Annotated in this window: 7 protein-coding genes; 3 read left to right on the forward strand and 4 right to left on the reverse strand. The window is 56.6% G+C overall.

Annotated features, from left to right (window positions below):
• Nucleotides 1-1,062: 1,062 nt before the first annotated feature.
• Together VH413_15905 and VH413_15910 are read right to left on the reverse strand one after the other, a co-directional pair.
• Nucleotides 1,063-1,995: an SGNH/GDSL hydrolase family protein gene (locus VH413_15905; GenBank protein ID HEX3800179.1), complete on the reverse strand. Its 933-nt coding sequence runs from the start codon at nt 1,993-1,995 to the stop codon at nt 1,063-1,065.
• 40 nt (nt 1,996-2,035) lie between these two features.
• Nucleotides 2,036-2,284: a hypothetical protein gene (locus VH413_15910; protein ID HEX3800180.1), complete on the reverse strand. Its 249-nt coding sequence runs from the start codon at nt 2,282-2,284 to the stop codon at nt 2,036-2,038.
• Between the two features lie 118 nt (nt 2,285-2,402).
• Between VH413_15910 and VH413_15915 the strand changes: the two genes are divergently transcribed.
• The gene (locus tag VH413_15915) at nt 2,403-3,971 is read left to right on the forward strand and encodes a peptidase S10 (protein HEX3800181.1); all 1,569 of its coding nucleotides are present in this window, start codon (nt 2,403-2,405) and stop codon (nt 3,969-3,971) included.
• Between the two features lie 19 nt (nt 3,972-3,990).
• Here the strand turns inward: VH413_15915 and VH413_15920 are convergent, their stop codons facing one another.
• Nucleotides 3,991-6,726, reverse strand: coding sequence for a DUF6797 domain-containing protein (locus tag VH413_15920; protein HEX3800182.1), 2,736 nt, complete (start codon nt 6,724-6,726; stop codon nt 3,991-3,993).
• Between the two features lie 168 nt (nt 6,727-6,894).
• Between VH413_15920 and VH413_15925 the strand changes: the two genes are divergently transcribed.
• Nucleotides 6,895-8,172 carry an MFS transporter gene (locus tag VH413_15925; GenBank protein ID HEX3800183.1) on the forward strand — a complete coding sequence of 426 codons (1,278 nt, stop codon included), beginning with the start codon at nt 6,895-6,897 and terminating at the stop codon, nt 8,170-8,172.
• Between the two features lie 9 nt (nt 8,173-8,181).
• A complete protein-coding gene (locus VH413_15930) occupies nt 8,182-9,579 on the forward strand; it encodes a mandelate racemase/muconate lactonizing enzyme family protein (GenBank protein ID HEX3800184.1) in 1,398 nt (465 codons plus the stop codon).
• 4 nt (nt 9,580-9,583) lie between these two features.
• Here the strand turns inward: VH413_15930 and VH413_15935 are convergent, their stop codons facing one another.
• A complete protein-coding gene (locus VH413_15935) occupies nt 9,584-18,427 on the reverse strand; it encodes a glucoamylase family protein (protein HEX3800185.1) in 8,844 nt (2,947 codons plus the stop codon).
• Nucleotides 18,428-18,727: the final 300 nt, after the last annotated feature.

Below are 18,727 nucleotides of genomic sequence, written 5' to 3' on the forward strand. Positions count from 1 at the left end.
ATTTCCAGCGTCAGCATATTTGATCAAATACCTGCTGCGGAACTATTTGCACAACAAATCCCGCAAAACCATTCAAACAACTCTTATCCGGAAAACCAGAAGTCATTCCAGTTCCAATAGATATAGCTGGACACTAGTGCGCGGCAGCGCAGCCGTCCGAAGTCCCGCCGGGACGACAGAACTTAGCCCAGCCATTTATGGCTGGGTTTGCATCCGTTCCAAACCAAGTCCCGCAGGGACGAAAGAATTTTCCTCTTGGAACCAAATCTCACCCACTCGCCCAACGCTTCTCATTAACCCCCAACTTCAGTTGGGGGAATCCTCACCGAAACAACTCACCTCTATATCGAGCGAAGCGAGGCGAGCCCAGGCGAGCATCATCTTATCACCCCGCGCAAGTCCACCCCCGTCAAAATTCCTCCACCAATTTGCCAGATGGGATTCTTTTAAACCACTCCCGACAATCTAGCGCATGGTAGGTCTGCGCTGCCGCTCCACCATCCGAAGTCCCGCCGGGACGACAGAACTTAGCCCAGCCATTTATGGCTGGGTTTGCATCCGTTCCAAACCAAGTCCCGCAGGGACGAAAGAATTTCCCTCTTGGAACCAAACCTAACCCACTCGCCCAACGCTTCTCATTAACCCCCAACTTCAGTTGGGGGAAACCCGTCAAACAACTCACCTCTATATCGAGCGAAGCGAGGCGAGCCCAGGCGAGCATCATCTTATCACCCCGCGCAAGTCCACCCCCGTGAAAATTCCTCCACCAATTTGCCAGACGAGATTCTTTTAAACCACTCCCGACAATCTAGCGCACGGTAGGTCTGCGCTGCCGCTCCACCATCCGAAGTCCCGCAGGGACGACAGATCTTAGCCCAGCGATTTATTGCTGGGTTTGCCTCCGTTCCAAACCAAGTCCCGGAGGGACGAAAGAAATCGCCAATCCACCAAAGGCTCTCCCGCGTTAACGCACCCCGCCCACCCACCGCACTCCGCACTCCGTCCCTCTCGCCCCGCGACCGCGGGGAGAGAGCCGGAGAGAGGGGTTTCCCTCTTCAAATCTCACCGCTTCACCAAATCACGAATCTCTTTTTCCGTCTTCGCATACTTAACCTGAGCTTCCGCAAGCGGCAGCCCGATATTCATCCCCGGCCGTTTGTGGTGCGTGGAAGTCAGCCACGCATCCTTCATCATCGCCTGCCGCTGCTCAATCAACTTGAGCACTTCCCCGCCATGTGGATAATTCGCCACCATCTCGTCCGCACTTTTTGCGTCCGAAATATCGCGCGCCCCGAGATGCTCCAAAATCGCCTGCGCCATGATCCAATGCCCAAAAGAATCCGGATGAATGCCATCCTCGGCAAAGTGAAATTTCGGATCGGCAGCAACGTGAGTTTCAAACACGTGATTCATCGGCCCGTGAACATCCACCACGTCCCAACCCGCCGCCGCGCGTTGCGCCAGCAGCCACGCCGAATACCGGTTGAGCACTTCATTATAATCCTTGTTACGCCCGCGCCCGTCATAAATCGGCGGCGTCACATGAATGATTTTTGCCCCGGCCTTCGTCACTTCCTCGTGCAGCCACATCATGCCGTCTTTAAACTTTTGAAACCGCTGCTCATCGAACTTCATGTAAATGCCATCATTCATCCCATAACACGCAAAAACCAAATCAGGCTTCGTTTGTTCCAGCACCCGCGCCAGCCGCTCATGCAAATCGGGCCGCGGAAATTGTCCACCCGCGTGCCCCGGCTCGGACAAACCCGAGACCGTCTCACTCGGCAAACCAACATTGATAAATTCCATCTCCCGATCGGGATAACGCGTAACGAAATAGGCTTCGATGTCGCTGACGTAGCGGCCGTCGTAAGTGATGCTGTCACCCAGGAAAAGAATGCGGTGAACGCCGGCGGGAATTACGGCCATTTCTGCGGCAAAAATCGGCGCGAAGGCTGGCCACAAAAGACAAAGAACGAGCGCAAGTTTTTTCATCGTGATCGGCGAAAGAACGAATGGGTGGACGGAATCGAAATCACAAACGGCTTTTGCCCGCGGCCTTTGCCGCCTTCCAGCGCGCCCGCGCCGCCGCCGCGATTTTTGCCCGTGCCGCTGCGCTCATACGGCGGCGTGACCCTGCCTTGGGACCTCTTTTACCGCCGGCCTTCGGCATCGCGCCGCCTAACAGCGCCTGCAATTCGGCGGTTAGTCCTTCAATTTTTTCGCGGATGCCGATGGCCCGCGTCAGTTGCGCAATCGTGGGATTTGCGAGAGATTTTTTCATAATATAAATTAATCTGTTACTCCACGGGCGAATTGTCAACGGCGGATGAACACCGAAAACGCCCCGTTCATTGAGCGCGCTTGACGTTATCGCGGGCGGCAGCCAACATCCAGCACTCATGAAGACCAAAAGGAATCTCATCCTGCTCGCCATGATCACCCTCATGGCTCTATCCCGTCCGCCGCAACTGCGTGCCGATGACGACAAAGATTCAACGTCCAAATCCGCGCCCAAAAAAGACGACGCCAAATCCGACAAGAGCGATTCAAAAGATGACCTCTCCGTAACGACGAATTCCATCACCATCAACGGCGCCACCATCACCTACCGCGCCACCGCCGGGACGATGTTGATGAAGGACGAGGACGACAAGGCGCACGCCCGGATTTTTTTCATCGCCTACAACCGCCTCGATGGCAACACCAACGCCGCCGACCGTCCCGTCACGTTTTCCTTCAACGGCGGCCCCGGCTCTTCCTCCGTCTGGTTGCACCTGGGCGCGATCGGCCCGCGCCGCGTTTTCCTGAAAGAAGACGGCGGCCTGCCCGCGCCCCCGTTTCATCTCGTGGACAATGAGAATTCCCTGCTCGACACTTCCGACCTCGTTTTCATTGATCCCGTGAGCACCGGCTTCAGCCGTCCGGTGACCGGCGAAGATCCCAAAAAATATCATGGCGTGCAGGAAGACCTGGATTCCGTCGGCGATTTTATCCGCCTTTACACGACGCGTTACCAGCGCTGGGCCTCGCCAAAATTTCTTATCGGCGAAAGCTACGGGACCACCCGCGCCGCCGGTTTGTCCGGCTTCCTCGAAGACCGTTACGGCATCTATTTAAACGGCATCATGCTTATCTCGTCCGTGCTGGATTTTCAAACGCTCAGTTTCGCCCCGGGAAATGATTTGCCTTACGCGCTCTTCCTGCCGACCGAAACCGCGACGGCCTGGTATCACAAAAAACTTCCCGCCGATTTGCAGGGCGACTTGAAAAAAGCGCTCGCCGAATCCGAACAGTTCGCGATGGGAGATTTTTCGCACGCGCTGATGCAAGGCGCCGCCCTTCCCGCCGCCGACCGCGCGCAAGTGATCAAGAACTTGTCCCGCTTCACCGGCTTGTCGGAAGATTACATTGACCGCGCCGACTTGCGCGTCCACGACCAGGAATTCATGAAGGAACTCTTGCGCGGCGAACGCCTCACCGTCGGTCGCTACGACAGCCGCCGCACCGGCCAGGACCGCGATTCTGTCGGCGACACCCCCGACTACGATCCCAGCTACTCCGCCGTGCTCGGCCCGTTCACGGCCACCTTGAACGACTATGTGCGCACGGAACTAAAATTTAAAAGCGATCTCCCTTACGAAATTTTGACCGGCAAAGTTTCACCGTGGGATTTCGGCTCCGCGCGCAACCGCTACCTCGACGTCGCGGAAACTCTGCGCCAAGCCATCACGCACAATCCTTACCTGAAAGTTTTTGTTGCGAACGGCCGTTTTGATTTCGCCACTCCCTATCTCGCGACGAAATACACTTTCGACCACATCGGCCTGCCTCCCAATCTCCGCACCAACGTAAGCATGGGATTCTACGACGCCGGCCACATGATGTACGTCAATCAACCCTCGCTCACGCAACTCAAAAAAGACCTCACCGCTTTCATCAATTCTGCCAAGCCATCATCAACCAATTAAAACGGCTAAAAACGGAAAACTATTTCGCCGCCCGCATTGACAGGGATTTGATATAGAGAATGATGGACTGGATCTGCGCGTCCGTCAGGACGCCTTCGTATGAAGGCATCAACACCTCAGATTTTTGATAGCCATCCACAATCTTGGCCTGCGGTTTCAAAATGGATTCGCGAATGTAAGCCTCATCAGCGACTTCTGGTGCGCCGGAGGCAAATTTACATTCCTTGCCGAACAGCCCAAGAAACGTCGGCCCCACGCGCCCCACCGTCACGCCATCAATCGAATGGCACGCCACACACCCCATTGCTTGATAACAATGCTGTCCTTCCGCCGCCGAAATAACTTCCTGCGCTTTGCCTTGCGGTATCTCCTGTGCAATATTCCAGTGCGTCCAATCCACTTCGGGAAAATCATATCGTTTCAAATCAAGGTCTTCCGATTCCTGCACCGTAAAATAAACATGACCGTCGAACGCTCCGCCCTTTTCATGTGCCAGGCGATAAGTCAAATCCATCTGGTTCACCTTTTTCATCTCCGGCACATAGAGAAATATTGATTTGCGATCCGCCGAAATCAGCGCGCCGCGAATCGGCATGAATTCCTGCCCCGCAGTATTATCCAGTTTATAATGCCCCGAACCATAAGCAGACGTGCGGCGATAATTCCATCGCTCAAGGGTGAAGTTGCCCAGATTGGTCGCGGAAACAGAATCAAGCGGTTCAGCAAACTGCACGAGCAGTCCGTCTTTTGCGCTTCGCGCGTTGGCCGGCTGGCTGCTGGGTTTCCCGGTGTAACGCAACCGCCCGATGCCCGCCCACTCCTTCGCATCCGAACCCCAAATTCTAAAACCCGCGAGATACAAATCTCCGTCGCTGGGCCCAAGTTCGCCCTTGAGCAATGGAAAATCCACCGGCACATCAAGCTCAGACACCGCGCCTTGCGTGGGTTGCGAATTCGAATCGAAAAACGCCACCAGCAGCCGCGGATGAAAATAATCGAGTTGAATCAATCGGCCGTCGAGCGCGCCCAACTTATCGCCGCTCGCCCAGACCTGGCCGGAAGTGCTTTGCGCTGAGCGATACGGAATCCAGCACACCGGCTCGGTCACACTTTGTTTCGGCGGCTGAACTTTTGTGGATGGCAGGAAGCCGTAAAATTTTCCCGGGCGCAGCCAGAGAATCGGCGACGTCGGAATCCAGTTTCCCTGCTGGTCGCTCGCCGTGAGCAAATCCAGTTCGCGATTGTATCCCAGGTAAGGCCCGCGCAACCCGCGCGCCACCACTTCTGCCGAGCGCCCGTCCGGCGCGACCTTGAGCACCGACGCATTATGGATGCCCATGAATTGCCCCTGCTGGCCGCCCTCGGCGATGTAAATGCCACCGTCTTTTGCCACGATCGAATCCATCGCGAAATCGCGCGTCTCCGCCGATTGCGCGAAACAGTTCGCAAAATTTTCGTAGTAATCAATTTCGCCATCGCCATTCAAGTCGCGCAGGCAAACAATTCCATTGCGCGTGAACACGTATAAATTTCCGTCCCGAAAATGAATGCTCTGCGGCTCATGCAATCCCGACGCGATGCGCCGCCACGTCAGCGTGGACAGATCTTTGGTAATTCCGCTCACCTGCCACACGTCGCCATCAAACGTCACGACTGCTGCGCGTCCATCGGGATAAAAACAAAGTGATGATGGACGCACAAGCCGATGCCACGGATTTTCCGTCGGCAACGTCAAACGGTCTATCACGTAGGCATTGGTATCGCCAGCTATCACTCCATGAGTAACGACCGTTTCGGGCCAGCGCGCGGAACCGCCTTTGGCAAAATCCGGCATGGAAAATTTTTCCTTCGATTGAGCTTTTTTCGAAAATTCGACGCAGATCTTTTGCTCAGTCGTGTTCGGTGAAATGGTTAATATAAATACCGTTCCACCGCCGCGCCGCACTGTGTTGACGACAACTCCCGCGGCAGATTTTTCCGTAGTAGCACTTTCCGCATCCGGCCGTGCATAAATTTCAAGTCCCTGCAGAAATGTATCCCCGCCAGTGACGTTCGGCCCAAAGCTGCCTTCAATCACGCGAAACCTATCATACGGTTCCGAGTAATCCGCGAGTGCGATCTGGATGGATTGAGAGTGCGGCGCAATCTGGAAATTTCGCGTGTACCCGCCGCTTGACGAATCGCCGATGGCGGTCAAAAATTCATGCACCGAAATTCCGCCCACAGTGTAATGCAAAACCGCCTTATCACCCACCGTATAAACCCCTTCCCAACGCCCAATCGAAGCCTCAATCGGCCCGCGTCCCAGTTCGCCCGGGTCCAACCCCACCGCGCGCGGATCCTTGAAAGTCAGCTTCCCATTGGCGATACCCGGATAAAAACCCAATGCGGAAAAAGCATCGCCGACTGGCCGGTTCAGGATCGCCTGGCCAATATCATTTTTCTTGCCGAGATTCACGTATGAAATCGGCGCCATGCTGGCAAATTGCAGGCCGTCTCCGTGCCAGACATACGCGAGCCGCAAGAGGTCGGTATCGAAACAAGCATAAGTGTGGTTGCCCAGCGAAAGCACAATGCCGCGCACGGTGAGATTATTTGTCAGCGTGAGATTTGGAACCGCGCGCGCGTCAACGATGGCTTCGAGATACGGAAAATCCGGTTCCCAGAACGTCCCGGCTTTCGGTTCCTCCGCCCGCGCGCAAAAAACAAAAACGCAGAGCAGCCATATCATTCCCGCGCGAAGCTTAAATTTCACTGGCAACCTTTGACCCGCAATCGAGCTTATTTCCATGTTCAACAAATAGAGATTCGCTCAACTGTAATGGAAGCGAGGACAAAAACAAGACTGGTTTATAATTATAAATCACCTTGACGGATGTCACTCCGGTAGCGCACTTTTGCGATTCTTAACTTTTTTATCCAGATGATGCCGCAAATCGAGCCGCACACGACCTCTTCCCCGGTCAACGCCGCGTTGACCCGCGCCCAATGGCTCGTGCTGATGGCCGCATTTTTCGGCTGGTTCTTTGACGGCTGCGAGATCGGGCTTTTCCCATTGATCGGCCGGCCAGCGTTGCAAAATATCCTCGGCTCAACCGCAGGCGGCGATGGCTTGATCGGCCAATGGATCGGCATCATCACCGCGTGTTTTCTCGTGGGCGCGGCGCTGGGTGGCGTCGCGTTTGGCTGGCTGGGCGATCGCATCGGACGCGTCCGCGCGATGTCGCTGAGCATTCTCACTTATTCCATCGTCACCGGTCTGGGATATTTTGCGCAAACGCCGTGGCAGCTTGGCGCGGTGCGGTTCGCCTCAGCCTTGGGCATGGGCGGCCAATGGTCGCTCGGCGTCGCGCTGGTGATGGAATGCTGGCCGGAGAAAAAACGCCCGTGGCTGGCGGGCATAATGGGCGTCGGCTCGAACGCCGGCATGCTGCTCGTGGGCGTGGCCGGTCAACTCCATCCGGTGACGGCAAATTCATGGCGCTGGCTCATGCTGTTGGGCGCATTGCCGGCGTTGCTGGTTTTTTTCATCATGATCGGCGTGCCGGAATCCACGCGCTGGATCGCAACCACCGATGCCAAACGCGTCAATCCGTTGCGCGAAATTTTTTCACCAGGTTTGCGCAAAGTGACTTTGCTGGGAATGACCTTCGCCGCGATTGCGCTGATCGGAACCTGGGGCTCCGTTCAATGGTTGCCGACCTGGGCGGATCAACTCGTGGGCAAAAACAATCCGGCGGCGAAGGCGCACACGCAAGTCCTACTCTCATTCGGCGCGATTGCCGGCGCGTGGATCGCGCCGTGGCTCGGCTCAAAATTTGGGCGCCGCTGGGCTTATTTTGTACTGTGTTTTTTGTCGGTCGTGTCGTGCGCCGTTTTGTTTCGGGGCGTAACGGAATTCAATGCGCTGTTTCTGGTAATGGCGTTCGTGGTGGGAGCGATCACGGCGGCGTTCTACAGTTGGTTCCCGCTTTATTTTCCCGAATTATTTCCAACGCGGGTCCGCGCGACTGGGCAGGGTTTTTGTTATAACTTTGGACGCATCCTCGCCGCCGCCGGCGCGCTGACGCAGGGACAACTGGTCAATTATTTTCATGGCAGTTACGCGCAAGCCGGTTCCATCGTCACGCTGATTTATCTTTTGGGAATGGTGCTGATCTGGTTCGCGCCGGAAACTAAAGGCAAAACTTTGCCTACCTAAAATTTTGCCGTGAACCACAAAACTGACATCCGCGCCGTCGAGACCGCGCTCTATTTTCTTCCCGTCAAAACCCGCGTGCCGCTCAAGTTCGGTACTGAGACGCTCGAAGAAGTGACCTGCGCGCGCGTGCGCGTCGTCGTGACCGACCGCAACGGCAAAACCGCTGCCGGTTGGGGTGAAACGCCGTTGAGCGTGCAATGGGTTTGGCCGAGTCCCCTGCCCTATGCCGAACGCCTTTCCACATTGAAAAACTTTTGTATCTCGCTCGCCGAAGCAATCGCGAGCTTTGATTTTTCGGGGCATCCACTCGAAGTGGGAATCGAATTTCAAGAAAGCGTCCTGCGCGAACTATTGCAAAAAACCAATCAGTCGCGCGCCCGTGATGCCGCCATGCCTTGGCTGGCCGCGCTCGTGTGTTTATCGGCATTCGATCTGGCATTGCACGACGCGTTCGGGCAGTTGCATCAACGCCTGGTCTTCTCCACTTTGAATGCCGAATTTCTGAATCATGATCTCGGCAAATTTCTCGATCCCGCTACTGAAAAAGTTTCTTTCGCGAAAAAATATCCTGAAAATTTTCTTCTGTCGAAAAGGCGCGAGCAGCTCGCGGCATGGCATTTGGTGGGTGGTCTGGATCCATTGACCGCCGCCGATTTAACCGGCGCTGAACCAAACGATGGCTATCCGGTTTTGCTCGCGGATTGGATTCGCACCGACGGACTCACCTGCTTAAAGGTCAAACTGCGCGGCAACGACGCGCTATGGGATTTCACCCGGCTCGCTAAGGTTGGAAAAATTGGTTTGGCCAATGGCGCGCAGTGGTTCACCGCGGACTTTAATTGCACCGTGCGCGAACCGGATTATGTGAATGAAATTTTGGATCGCCTGCAAAAAGACGAACCACAATGTCATGCGCGCATCCTCTACGTCGAGCAACCATTTCCTTACGAGTTGGAACACGACCGCATTGATGTGCGAAGCGTCGCCGCCCGCAAGCCGCTCTTCCTCGACGAAAGTGCGCATGATTGGCGCATGGTAAGATTAGGCCGCGAATTGGGCTGGACCGGCGTGGCGTTGAAAACTTGCAAGACACTCAGTGGTGCTTTGCTGGCGGCCTGCTGGGCGCAAGCGCACGGCATGTCGCTCATGGTGCAGGACCTCACCAATCCCATGCTCGCGCAGATTCCACACGTTCTCCTCGCGGCACATGTCAACACCATCATGGGCGTCGAAACCAACGGCATGCAATTCTACCCGGAAGCCTCAACGCCCGAAGCCGCGGTGCATCCGGGAATTTATCGGCGTCGCAATGGCGAAGTGAACCTGGCCAGTATTCACGGCGCGGGATTTGGTTATCGGCTCGACGAGATCAAGCGCATGCTTCCCGAACCCGTTGCGCGGTTTTGATGGATCAATGTGCCGTGGCAAAATCAGGTTCGGATTTTTCCGCGTGCGAAATATCCACCGGCGGCGCGTTGCTCGCTTTAATGTTGACCTGATGTTCCCGCCGGTCGTCCACCAATGGAAGTGTGCCACCTTCGACACGTTGTCCATCCACCGTTACTTGTGCGCCTTCTTCCAACATCTCTGAAGCTTGTTCAACCGAGATGTGATACATCGTTTCGCGATAGCGATAATGCACTTTGAAAGTGCGCCAATTCCCCGGCAAGCGCGGCTGCACACGCAGTTGTTTGCCCTCAAGGGTGATGCCCAGCAGCGATTCAATCACGAGCCGATACATCCAGCCCGCGGAACCGGTGTACCACGTCCAACCGCCGCGCCCGACATACGGGTTTACCGCATAGACATCCGCGGCGACCACGTAAGGCTCGACTTTGTAAGTCGCCACTTGCGCCGGAGTGCGCGCGTGATTGATCGGGTTGAGCAGCGAAAATAAATCCCACGCCAAATCCGCTTCGCCTAGTTTCGCAAACGCCATCACCGTCCAGATCGCCGCATGCGTGTACTGGCCGCCGTTTTCGCGAACGCCCGGCACGTACCCCTTGATGTAACCCGGGTTGTCTTTCGATTTGTCGAACGGCGGATCGAACAGTTGGATAAGCCTCGCATCGCGTCGGACCAGTCTTTTCTCCACCGCGCGCATGGCGATGCGCGAGCGCTCGGGATCGCCCGCGCCCGTGATGACCGACCAACTCTGCGGCAGCGAATCAATCTGGCATTCTGTGTTTGTTTGGGAACCGACAGGCTCGCCATTGTCAAAATACGCGCGGCGATACCATTGGCCGTCCCACGCGTTTTCCTCGATATTCTGGCGAAGCATTTGCGCCTGATTGAGACAGCGCGCGACGAACGCCGTGTCGCCACGGCTCCGCGCAATTTCAGCAAACTCAACTAAAATTTCGTACAGAAAAAACGCGAGCCAGACACTTTCGCCCCGTCCATGTTCGCCGATCAGGTTAAAACCATCGTTCCAATCGCCGCAGCCGATGAGCGGTAATCCATGCGCGCCGAACTTGAGGCCATTCTCGATCGCGCGGACGCAATGATCATAGATCGTGGCGGATTCCTCGGAGCGCGTGGGCAGGTCGTAATAACTTTCCTCCTCGGGCTTAAGCGCGCGACCTTCGATGAAGTTGACTTTTTCATCCAGCACGCCCGTGTCGTTAAGCGCATTGACATAACGGCACGTCGCGTACGGCAGCCAAAGATAATCGTCCGAAAAATGCGTGCGCACGCCGCGGCCGGAAGGCGGATGCCACCAATGCTGCACGTCGCCCTGGCGAAATTGATGCGCCGCGGCGAGCAGAATTTGATCGCGCAAACGCCCCGGCTCGGAATGCACCAGAGCCATCGCATCCTGAAGTTGATCGCGAAAGCCGAATGCGCCGCCGGACTGATAAAACCCGGTGCGACCCCACAAACGCGCGCTCAGCGTTTGATACATGAGCCAGCCGTTGGCGAGGAAGTTGGTCGAAAGGTCGGGAGTCTCGATTTGCACAGAGCCGAGCGTGCGCTGCCATTCGGCGCGGACTTCGTCAAGGGCCTGGCGTCCGGCGTCGGGTTTGCGAAAACGCTGAATGACGGAACGCGCTTCAAAAAGATCGCGTCCCGCGCCGAGGCGGAAAGTGATTTCGCGCTCGTTCTTCGCCGGCAAATCAAGGCGCACTTGCAATGCCGCGCATGGGTCCAGGCCCGCGCCGGTTTTTCCCGACAGCCGGGTTTTTCTCAGGGCGGCGGGATTGGCAAGCGAACCGTTGCGCCCGATGAATTCGCGCCGGTCCCCGGTCAGGCCGCGTCCGGCATAATTAATATCCACAAATACGACGCGGTCGGTGAATTCAGTGTTGTAACGATTGCGCGCGACGAGCGCACCGGTTTCGGAATCAAGTTCGGTCTGCACGTGCAGAAGCGACTTCGAGCGCAGGTCACCGAGCACCCATTCCCAATAACCAAAAACTGAAAGATGGCGCGGACGGTCGGAAAGATTGCGCAGTTTGACCGTGGTAAATTTTACCGGCGCATCCTTCGCGACATAGACCCACGTCTCCGATGCGATGCCGTTTTCAATATGCTCAAAAACCGTGTAGCCGAATCCATGCCGAACCGAATAAGGCGTGCTGCCGCGCGCGGGCAATGGAGTCGGCGACCAAAACTCGCCGGTTTCATCATCGCGAATATAAAAAGCTTCGCCGGAAATGTCCGTCACCGGATCATTGTTCCAGGGCGTAAGACGAAATTCGTGGCTGTTTTCAAGCCAGGTGTACGAACTGCCCGTCTCCGAGACAAGCGTGCCGAAACGTGGATTAGCCAACACATTCACCCACGGCGCAGGCGTCATGAAATTAGCCGCGCCGCTTTCCGCAACCGGTTTATCCGCACGTCGCATTGAAAATTTCCACGGTGAAGGATTTTTGCGCGGGGCGTTTGTCACCGGCGCGCCGACGAGATTAATAATATATTCCCGGCCGTCGGAGGCGAAACCACCGAGGCCATTAAAGTAAACCAAATCCTGTTGCGGCAACAAAACCGCCGGATCGCGATGGCGCGCAGGTGCGGTTTCAAGATCAGGAATTTCAGTTTCGCGCACGTCACGCCGTTGAAGCTGTTCGTCCAGCGTGCCTTTCTCATCCGTCAAAATAATGCGGGCGGCTGATTGCATGAGGATGCGATCTTCGGCGGGAATTTGTTCGAGGCGTTTGATAAAAATACCACCGGGCTTGTCGAGCAACTGGGCTTCGCTGCTGGAAGAAACCAGGCCGACAATGGTGTCCTGCAAGGATTGACGATAGACGGATGAGTCTTCATTGAGGATGACCAACTCAACCGGCAGTCCTTTCAATCGCCAATAGGCATGCGCCTGGACCATGCGGCGCACCAGGTCCATCTTTTGCGGATCGGTAATGCGCAGGAGCACGATCGGCGCATCGCCGGAAACGCCATAACTCCACAAGCCGCTTTGCCCCCGGCGATTGCTGACGAGCACGTTCGTCGGCGCGCGCCGCGCGGAATTGGCATACACCAGCGCCCCGGCCATGCGCGCATAAAGTTGCGCGTCGGCTTCGGTGGCATCAATCTGCCGCAAGCTGACCTGGCTATGGGTCCACGCAAGATCGAAAAGCCGGTCCGTCATGCGCGGGTTGTGATACTTCTCGATTTGCGTCAGCGCGGTTTCGCGATTCTCAGTGATGCCCATCACAATTTCTATCTGAACGCTTTCCTGCGCGGGAATCGTCACGACGCGGCGGATGGACACAATCGGGTCGAGCACCGAGCCGACGCTGTTCGAAAGCGGTGCGATTTCCTGCATCGCGGCGGGAAAATTCAGGTTGCGCCCGCGCCCCGTGAATTTTGCGCGATCGGTTTCGTAAGTCACTTCACCGGCGTCGCCGCCGGTCACGGCGACAAGATGAAACATCCACGGCGGACGCTCGCCCTCGGCGCGCGCGCGTCGCGTGCACAGCAACGCCGGATGCGTGGGAATATATTCCGTTTGCACGAACAGATTGCCGAACGCGGGATGCGCGGCGTCCGCGGCGGCTGGAGCGAGCACCACTTCCGCGTACGTGGTGAGTTCAATCGTGCGCGGAATATTGGAATGGTTCGTGAGCGTGATGCGGCGCAATTCAACATCGTCCTCGGGCGAAATGCTGATTTCAACGTGACTCTCGAACACGCCGTGACGCTGTTTAAATTCCGCGCGCGCCTGTGTAAAAATGGCCTCGTAGAGTTTTCCCAATTCACGCGCGGGCTGGTAGGTCATGGACCAAAACTCGCCGGACGTGACATCGCGCAAGTAACAAAAACTTCCCCAGCAATCGCGCGTGGCATCCTCGCGCCAGCGAGTGATGGCAAGGTTTTGCCAGCGGCTGTAGCCACCGCCGGAATTGCTAATGACCACATGATAACGGCCATTGGAAAGCAGGTGAACTTCGGGCGTGGGCGTATTCGGCGTGGTGAAGACGCGCATGACGCCTTCGCCTTCGTTCAACAAACCGCGCGCTTCGGCGAATTCAACATCATCTGACGAAAGCGTGGTGACGGTCTTGGGCACGCGCTCCTGCAATAACAATTCGCTCGCCTTGAACGGCGGATGCGCAAGAAAGCGCCGCTGCATCGGGCGGTCAAGCAGCAAAAACGCGAATGACAACAAACTCATGCCCTGGTGATGCACCATGAACGAGCGGATGGTGACGCTGGTTTCATTGGGCGGCAAACGCGATGGCGTAAAATCAATCGCCTCGTAAAAACCGTATTCGCCCATGCGCCCCTCGGCGGCGAGACGCTCGAGATTTTCACAAGCCGCCCTCGGGTCCACCATGAGCGCCATTACCGATGCGTAGGGCGCGACCACCAGATCTTCAGCCAGCCCGCGCTTGAAACCAAGCCCCGGAATGCCGAAGGCGCGATACTGATAATTCAATTCAAGATCGGTCAAATTGTAGCCGGATTCGGAAAAGCCCCAGGCCGTGCCGCGCGTGCGGCCATAATCAATCTGCGCATCCACCGCGGCGCGATAGGTCCGGTCAATCAGCGTGTTGTCATAGGTGGGCATAACGAGCAGCGGCATGAGATACTCGAACATCGAACCGCTCCACGAGACGAGCACCGGCTCGCCTTTCGAGCACGCCAGCAAGCGGCCCAGCGTGAACCAATGGCGTTGCGGCACCTGGCCTTGTGCGATCGCGACGTAACTGCCGAGACGCGCTTCGGACGCCAGCAAATCGTAAAAGCTTGGATCGCGCCGGCGTTCGGTGACGTTATAACCGATGGTGAAAAGCTCGCGCGTCGTGTCGAAAAGAAAACTGACATCCATGTTCGCGAGACCGGTAATGCGGCGCGAAAGCTCTTCCAGTTCGCGAAGGCGGGCCTCGGCCCGTTGCGCGCCCTCCTGCACGGCGAGGAATAAATCATTCCGCCACAATTCGGATTTATCTTCGCCCGTGCCATTATGCGCAAAGGCCGGCAAGTCCGCCAGTGTGTGGCCAAACGATTCCACGATTTCCGCGAACTCGCTCAGCGTCTGGATTTTTTGCAGGCGGTCAAGTTGCTCACTGAGCGGCGAAGGCGCTTCCGGTTCCCAATCCAGTCCATTCGGCGGGCGAACGCGGGCAGTGCCGAGCTGATTTTTCAGCGCTTCCAGGCTTGGCAGCCACGGCGCGAGAAACAGCAAATCGTCCAGGTGGCCCTTGCTGTCGCGCGCAAATGCCTGCGTCCACGACTTCACTTCGTCCGTTTGATTTTCAAAAGCGCCGGCAAGTTGAGGCGCTTCATTCACCAGGCGTTGGAGCAATGCGTATGCAGTGGAAAGGTCTGAAGGCGGATTCTCCAGGTCGCGTTCGATGGCCGACATTTGCGGAGTTTCGCCCCCGACTTCGCGCAACAAACCAAGCGTATCGCGCAAGCCGGCAAAAACTTGTTTGCTGAGGATGGGACCATCGCTCAATTCCGCGAGGCCGGAACTCAGAATGAAAAGGTGCCCGGCCAGATTGCCGCTATCCACCGTTGAAATATAATTTGGCAGCAGCGGCTTGAGCGTCCGGGTGTCGTACCAATTATAAAAATGACCGCGATAACGCTCCATGCGTTCCAGCGTGGCAAGAGTTTTCTGCGTGCGATCCATCAACGTGCCGGCGGCGATGTAACCGAAATCGTACGCGGTCAGATTCGCCAGCAGGGCAAGGCCAATGTTTGTCGGCGAAGTGCGGCAGGCGATGGCCGGTTTCGGGTGCTCCTGAAAGTTGTCTGGCGGCAGCCAGTTCTCTTGCTCAGTGATGAACGTCTCAAAGTACCGCCAGGTGCGTCGCGCGCTGCGGCGGAGAAAAGAATTTTGTTCGGCCGTCAATTCCGGTTTGAGATGAACAATCGGCTGGCTGATCCACCACGCGATGGCGGGCGCGGCCAACCAGAGCAAAAGAAACGGAGCCGCGTTAAAAAGTTGATCGGGTTGAGTAAAGACCAGCGCCAGCAATGCCGCGAACGCGATGGCGGGAGCGATCCACATGGTTGCGTAAAAACTTTGGAGGTCCGTGCGGGCGTTGCGCTCGGCGTCGCTGGAAGTCTGCCATTGCAACAGGCGTTTGCGGGTGAAGAGCAGCCGCGCCAGCGTGCGGCAAATAGCGTCCAGGCTGACGAAGGCATCGTAAGGCAAAAACGCCAGCGTGAGCGCAAGCTGGCCCACCTGTTTCGCGAAGGATTTTCCGGTCGTCCGAAAGTGCATGAGCCACGGCCATTCGGAAGGCTTGCGCACGAATTCGGCCAGGACGGGCAGCAACCCCGGCAAAACGATGATGCCCAGGACGAGCAGCGAACCCGCGCTGCCGAATTGAGGCACAAAAATCCACGAGAAGAGCAGCAGCAAAGCGAGCGCGGCGGGGACCAGGCTCCGGCGAAGGTTATCGAAAATCTTCCATTGCGAAAGGCTCGTGAGCGGGTTCGCGATGTTTCGCGCGTCGGGACCGGGAACGCGCGGCAAGAGCCATTGGGCGATTTGCCAGTCACCGCGAATCCAGCGGTGGCGGCGATTGATGTCGGCATTGTAACGCGACGGATGTTCTTCGTAAAATTCGACGTCGCTGATCAAAGCCGAGCGCGCGTGCAAGGATTCAATCAGGTCGTGGCTAAGAATCGTGTTCTCAGGAAAGCGTCCGTGAACGGCGCGCTCAAAAGCGTCCACATCATAAATACCTTTGCCGATAAACGAACCCTCGCCAAAAACGTCCTGATACACATCCGACACTTCGCGCGTGTAGGGATCAATGCCCGCATCGCCGGCGAACAGGCGCACAAACCATGAGCGGCTCGCGCTGGGCAAACTCACGCCGACTCGCGGTTGCAGGATGCTGTAGCCTTCGGAAACGATGCCCGTTTCGGAATTGAACTGTGGACGATTCAGCGGATGCGCGATGGTGCCGACGAGTTGCCAGGCGGCATCGCGGGGAAGTTGAGTATCGGTATCCAGCGTGATGACGAACTTGACGCTGTTCAGGAGCGAAGTATCGCCCACGATTTTGGAGAATGAACTTGGCGCGCCGCCTCGAAGAATGGCGTTGAAATCAGCAAGCTTGCCGCGCTTGCGTTCATAACCCATCCAGACTTTTTCCGATTCGTTCCACTGGCGCGGACGATGGAACAGGAAAAAAATATTCGGGCGGTCCGACTCATATTTCTTATTTAATATGTTGATGCCCTCGCTGGCCTGTTCGAGCAAAGCGGCATCGTTGGGCGTCGTCTCGGCGGGAGAATCGCGGAAGTCGGTAAGCAGCGCGAAGTAAAGATTGTTATCGCGATTGGCGAGGTAATGGATTTCAACCGTCTCCAGCAAACGATCAATGCCGGTCGCGCTGTCGAGCATGGTGGGCACGACGACCATCGTGCGGCATTGCGCGGTGATGCCTTTGGAAAAGTCCAGCCGCGGCAATCGCTGGGGCTTGACGAGGCAAGTGGACAGCCAGTTCATCAGCGAAACCGCCATCTGGCTCATGCAAAGCAGCGTGGCCAGCGCGAGGAAAACCAATTCGCCGCCGTGGATGCCGAGGTTCCGCGCGTGGCGGCCGATGAGGATGGTCGCCGGAACCATGATGATCGCCATGCCACCGGCATAAAAGGAGAGCGGAAATTTGCGGATGGTTTTATCCATCAATGCGCGCCACGGCCAGGAAACTCCGGCGGATTTTTCGAGCACTTGCTGGCCCTTATCAATCAGGAAATACCCGACGTGCGCCGTGCGATCCGCCGAGCTTTTCTCGCTCGAGTTTTGTTCGGCGAGTTCAATAGCTTTCCACGCGACATCGTTCTCGGAAATTTTGCTGAAACGCGCGATTTGCTCGACGGCGTGGCGATAGCGGTCGCGTGTGGCAAAATCCATCGTTTTGTAAACACGGGCCGGGTCGTTGCACAGCGTCTGGTCCACTAGGCTCAGGCTCTCGACAAAATCGCGCCAGTCAGTCGCTCCGATGAACCGCAGGCTCGCGATGGTATGACTGATGGAAACCTGGTCGGCCGCTTGATTCTGGCTTTCGGCCAGGATGCGTTGCTCGACCGAAAACCCGTTTTCGGCGAGGCGTTGCTCAAGCCAGTTGCGGGCGAAATGCACGGCGGGATCGAGCCGGGCGATGCGTTGGCAAAATTCCGCGACGAACGCGCTGGAGAGTGGAAGCTTCGCGCGGGCCATGTCCGCGATGACGACAATGAGATTGGAAGGATCCGTTTCGGCGACGGTTTGCAGGCGATCTGCCCAATAATCAGCGAGGTCGCGATCCTGCCGGTCAGCTTTCAAATGAACCGTGATGCGGCGAAGATTCTCGATGAGGCCCAGGCGCAGCATGATCGGAACCGCCCACAGTTCGCCAAGATTCAGCGGCGTGACGGTTTGATAGGCCCCGACAAAGGCGCTAAGATGCTCGACATCAATTTGCGCGTCCACGTGCGCGATCAATTCCAGCACCAGATCAAATACTCTCGGCAGTCCGGCGGACGCGCCGCTGGAAAGCCGGGGCAATTCGCGGCTGTAACCCCGCGGCAAATGGCGCCGCGCCATCTGGATCTGTTCCTCGATCAGATAAAAATTGTCGAGCAGCCATTCCGCCGCCGGCGTGACCCGGCGTTGTTTGTCCACAGTCAGCGTGGTGCGATTGAAGGCTTGAAGAATTTTCTCGTTGGCGTCAAGACGGCGCAGCAACCGATTGGAACCTTCTTTGACGCCCAACTTATGTTGTTCGGCCGTATTTTTGCCGTGATGAATAAGTTGTTCGACCGTGAAAAGTTCGGCGCGCAAAGGACCTTCCGCAGAGTCCATGTGAGATGGAAACCACTTGGCAATCTTTGCGAGCCACTTTTCCGGGTTCGACCGTCGTTCAAAAGCGTCATTAACCATAGAAGAACTGCTTCGGCAACCTTCCCGCTGGCCGTGGTTCTTGTTAAGCACAGAAATTGCCAAGGTTGGAGAACGTGGCCGATGACGCAAAAGCTAGTGTTTTGCAATGATTTAACCTCATTTCAGAAACGGAAGAGTCATCGGGATTTTGCAATTTGCAATAACAGGCAGGTGATTAATTGCAAATTGTGACAAAACAGGCCTCCATTTGGCGCAAAAAAA

The organism is Verrucomicrobiia bacterium (assembly GCA_036268055.1).
Lineage (GTDB): Bacteria > Verrucomicrobiota > Verrucomicrobiia > Limisphaerales > Pedosphaeraceae > DATAUW01.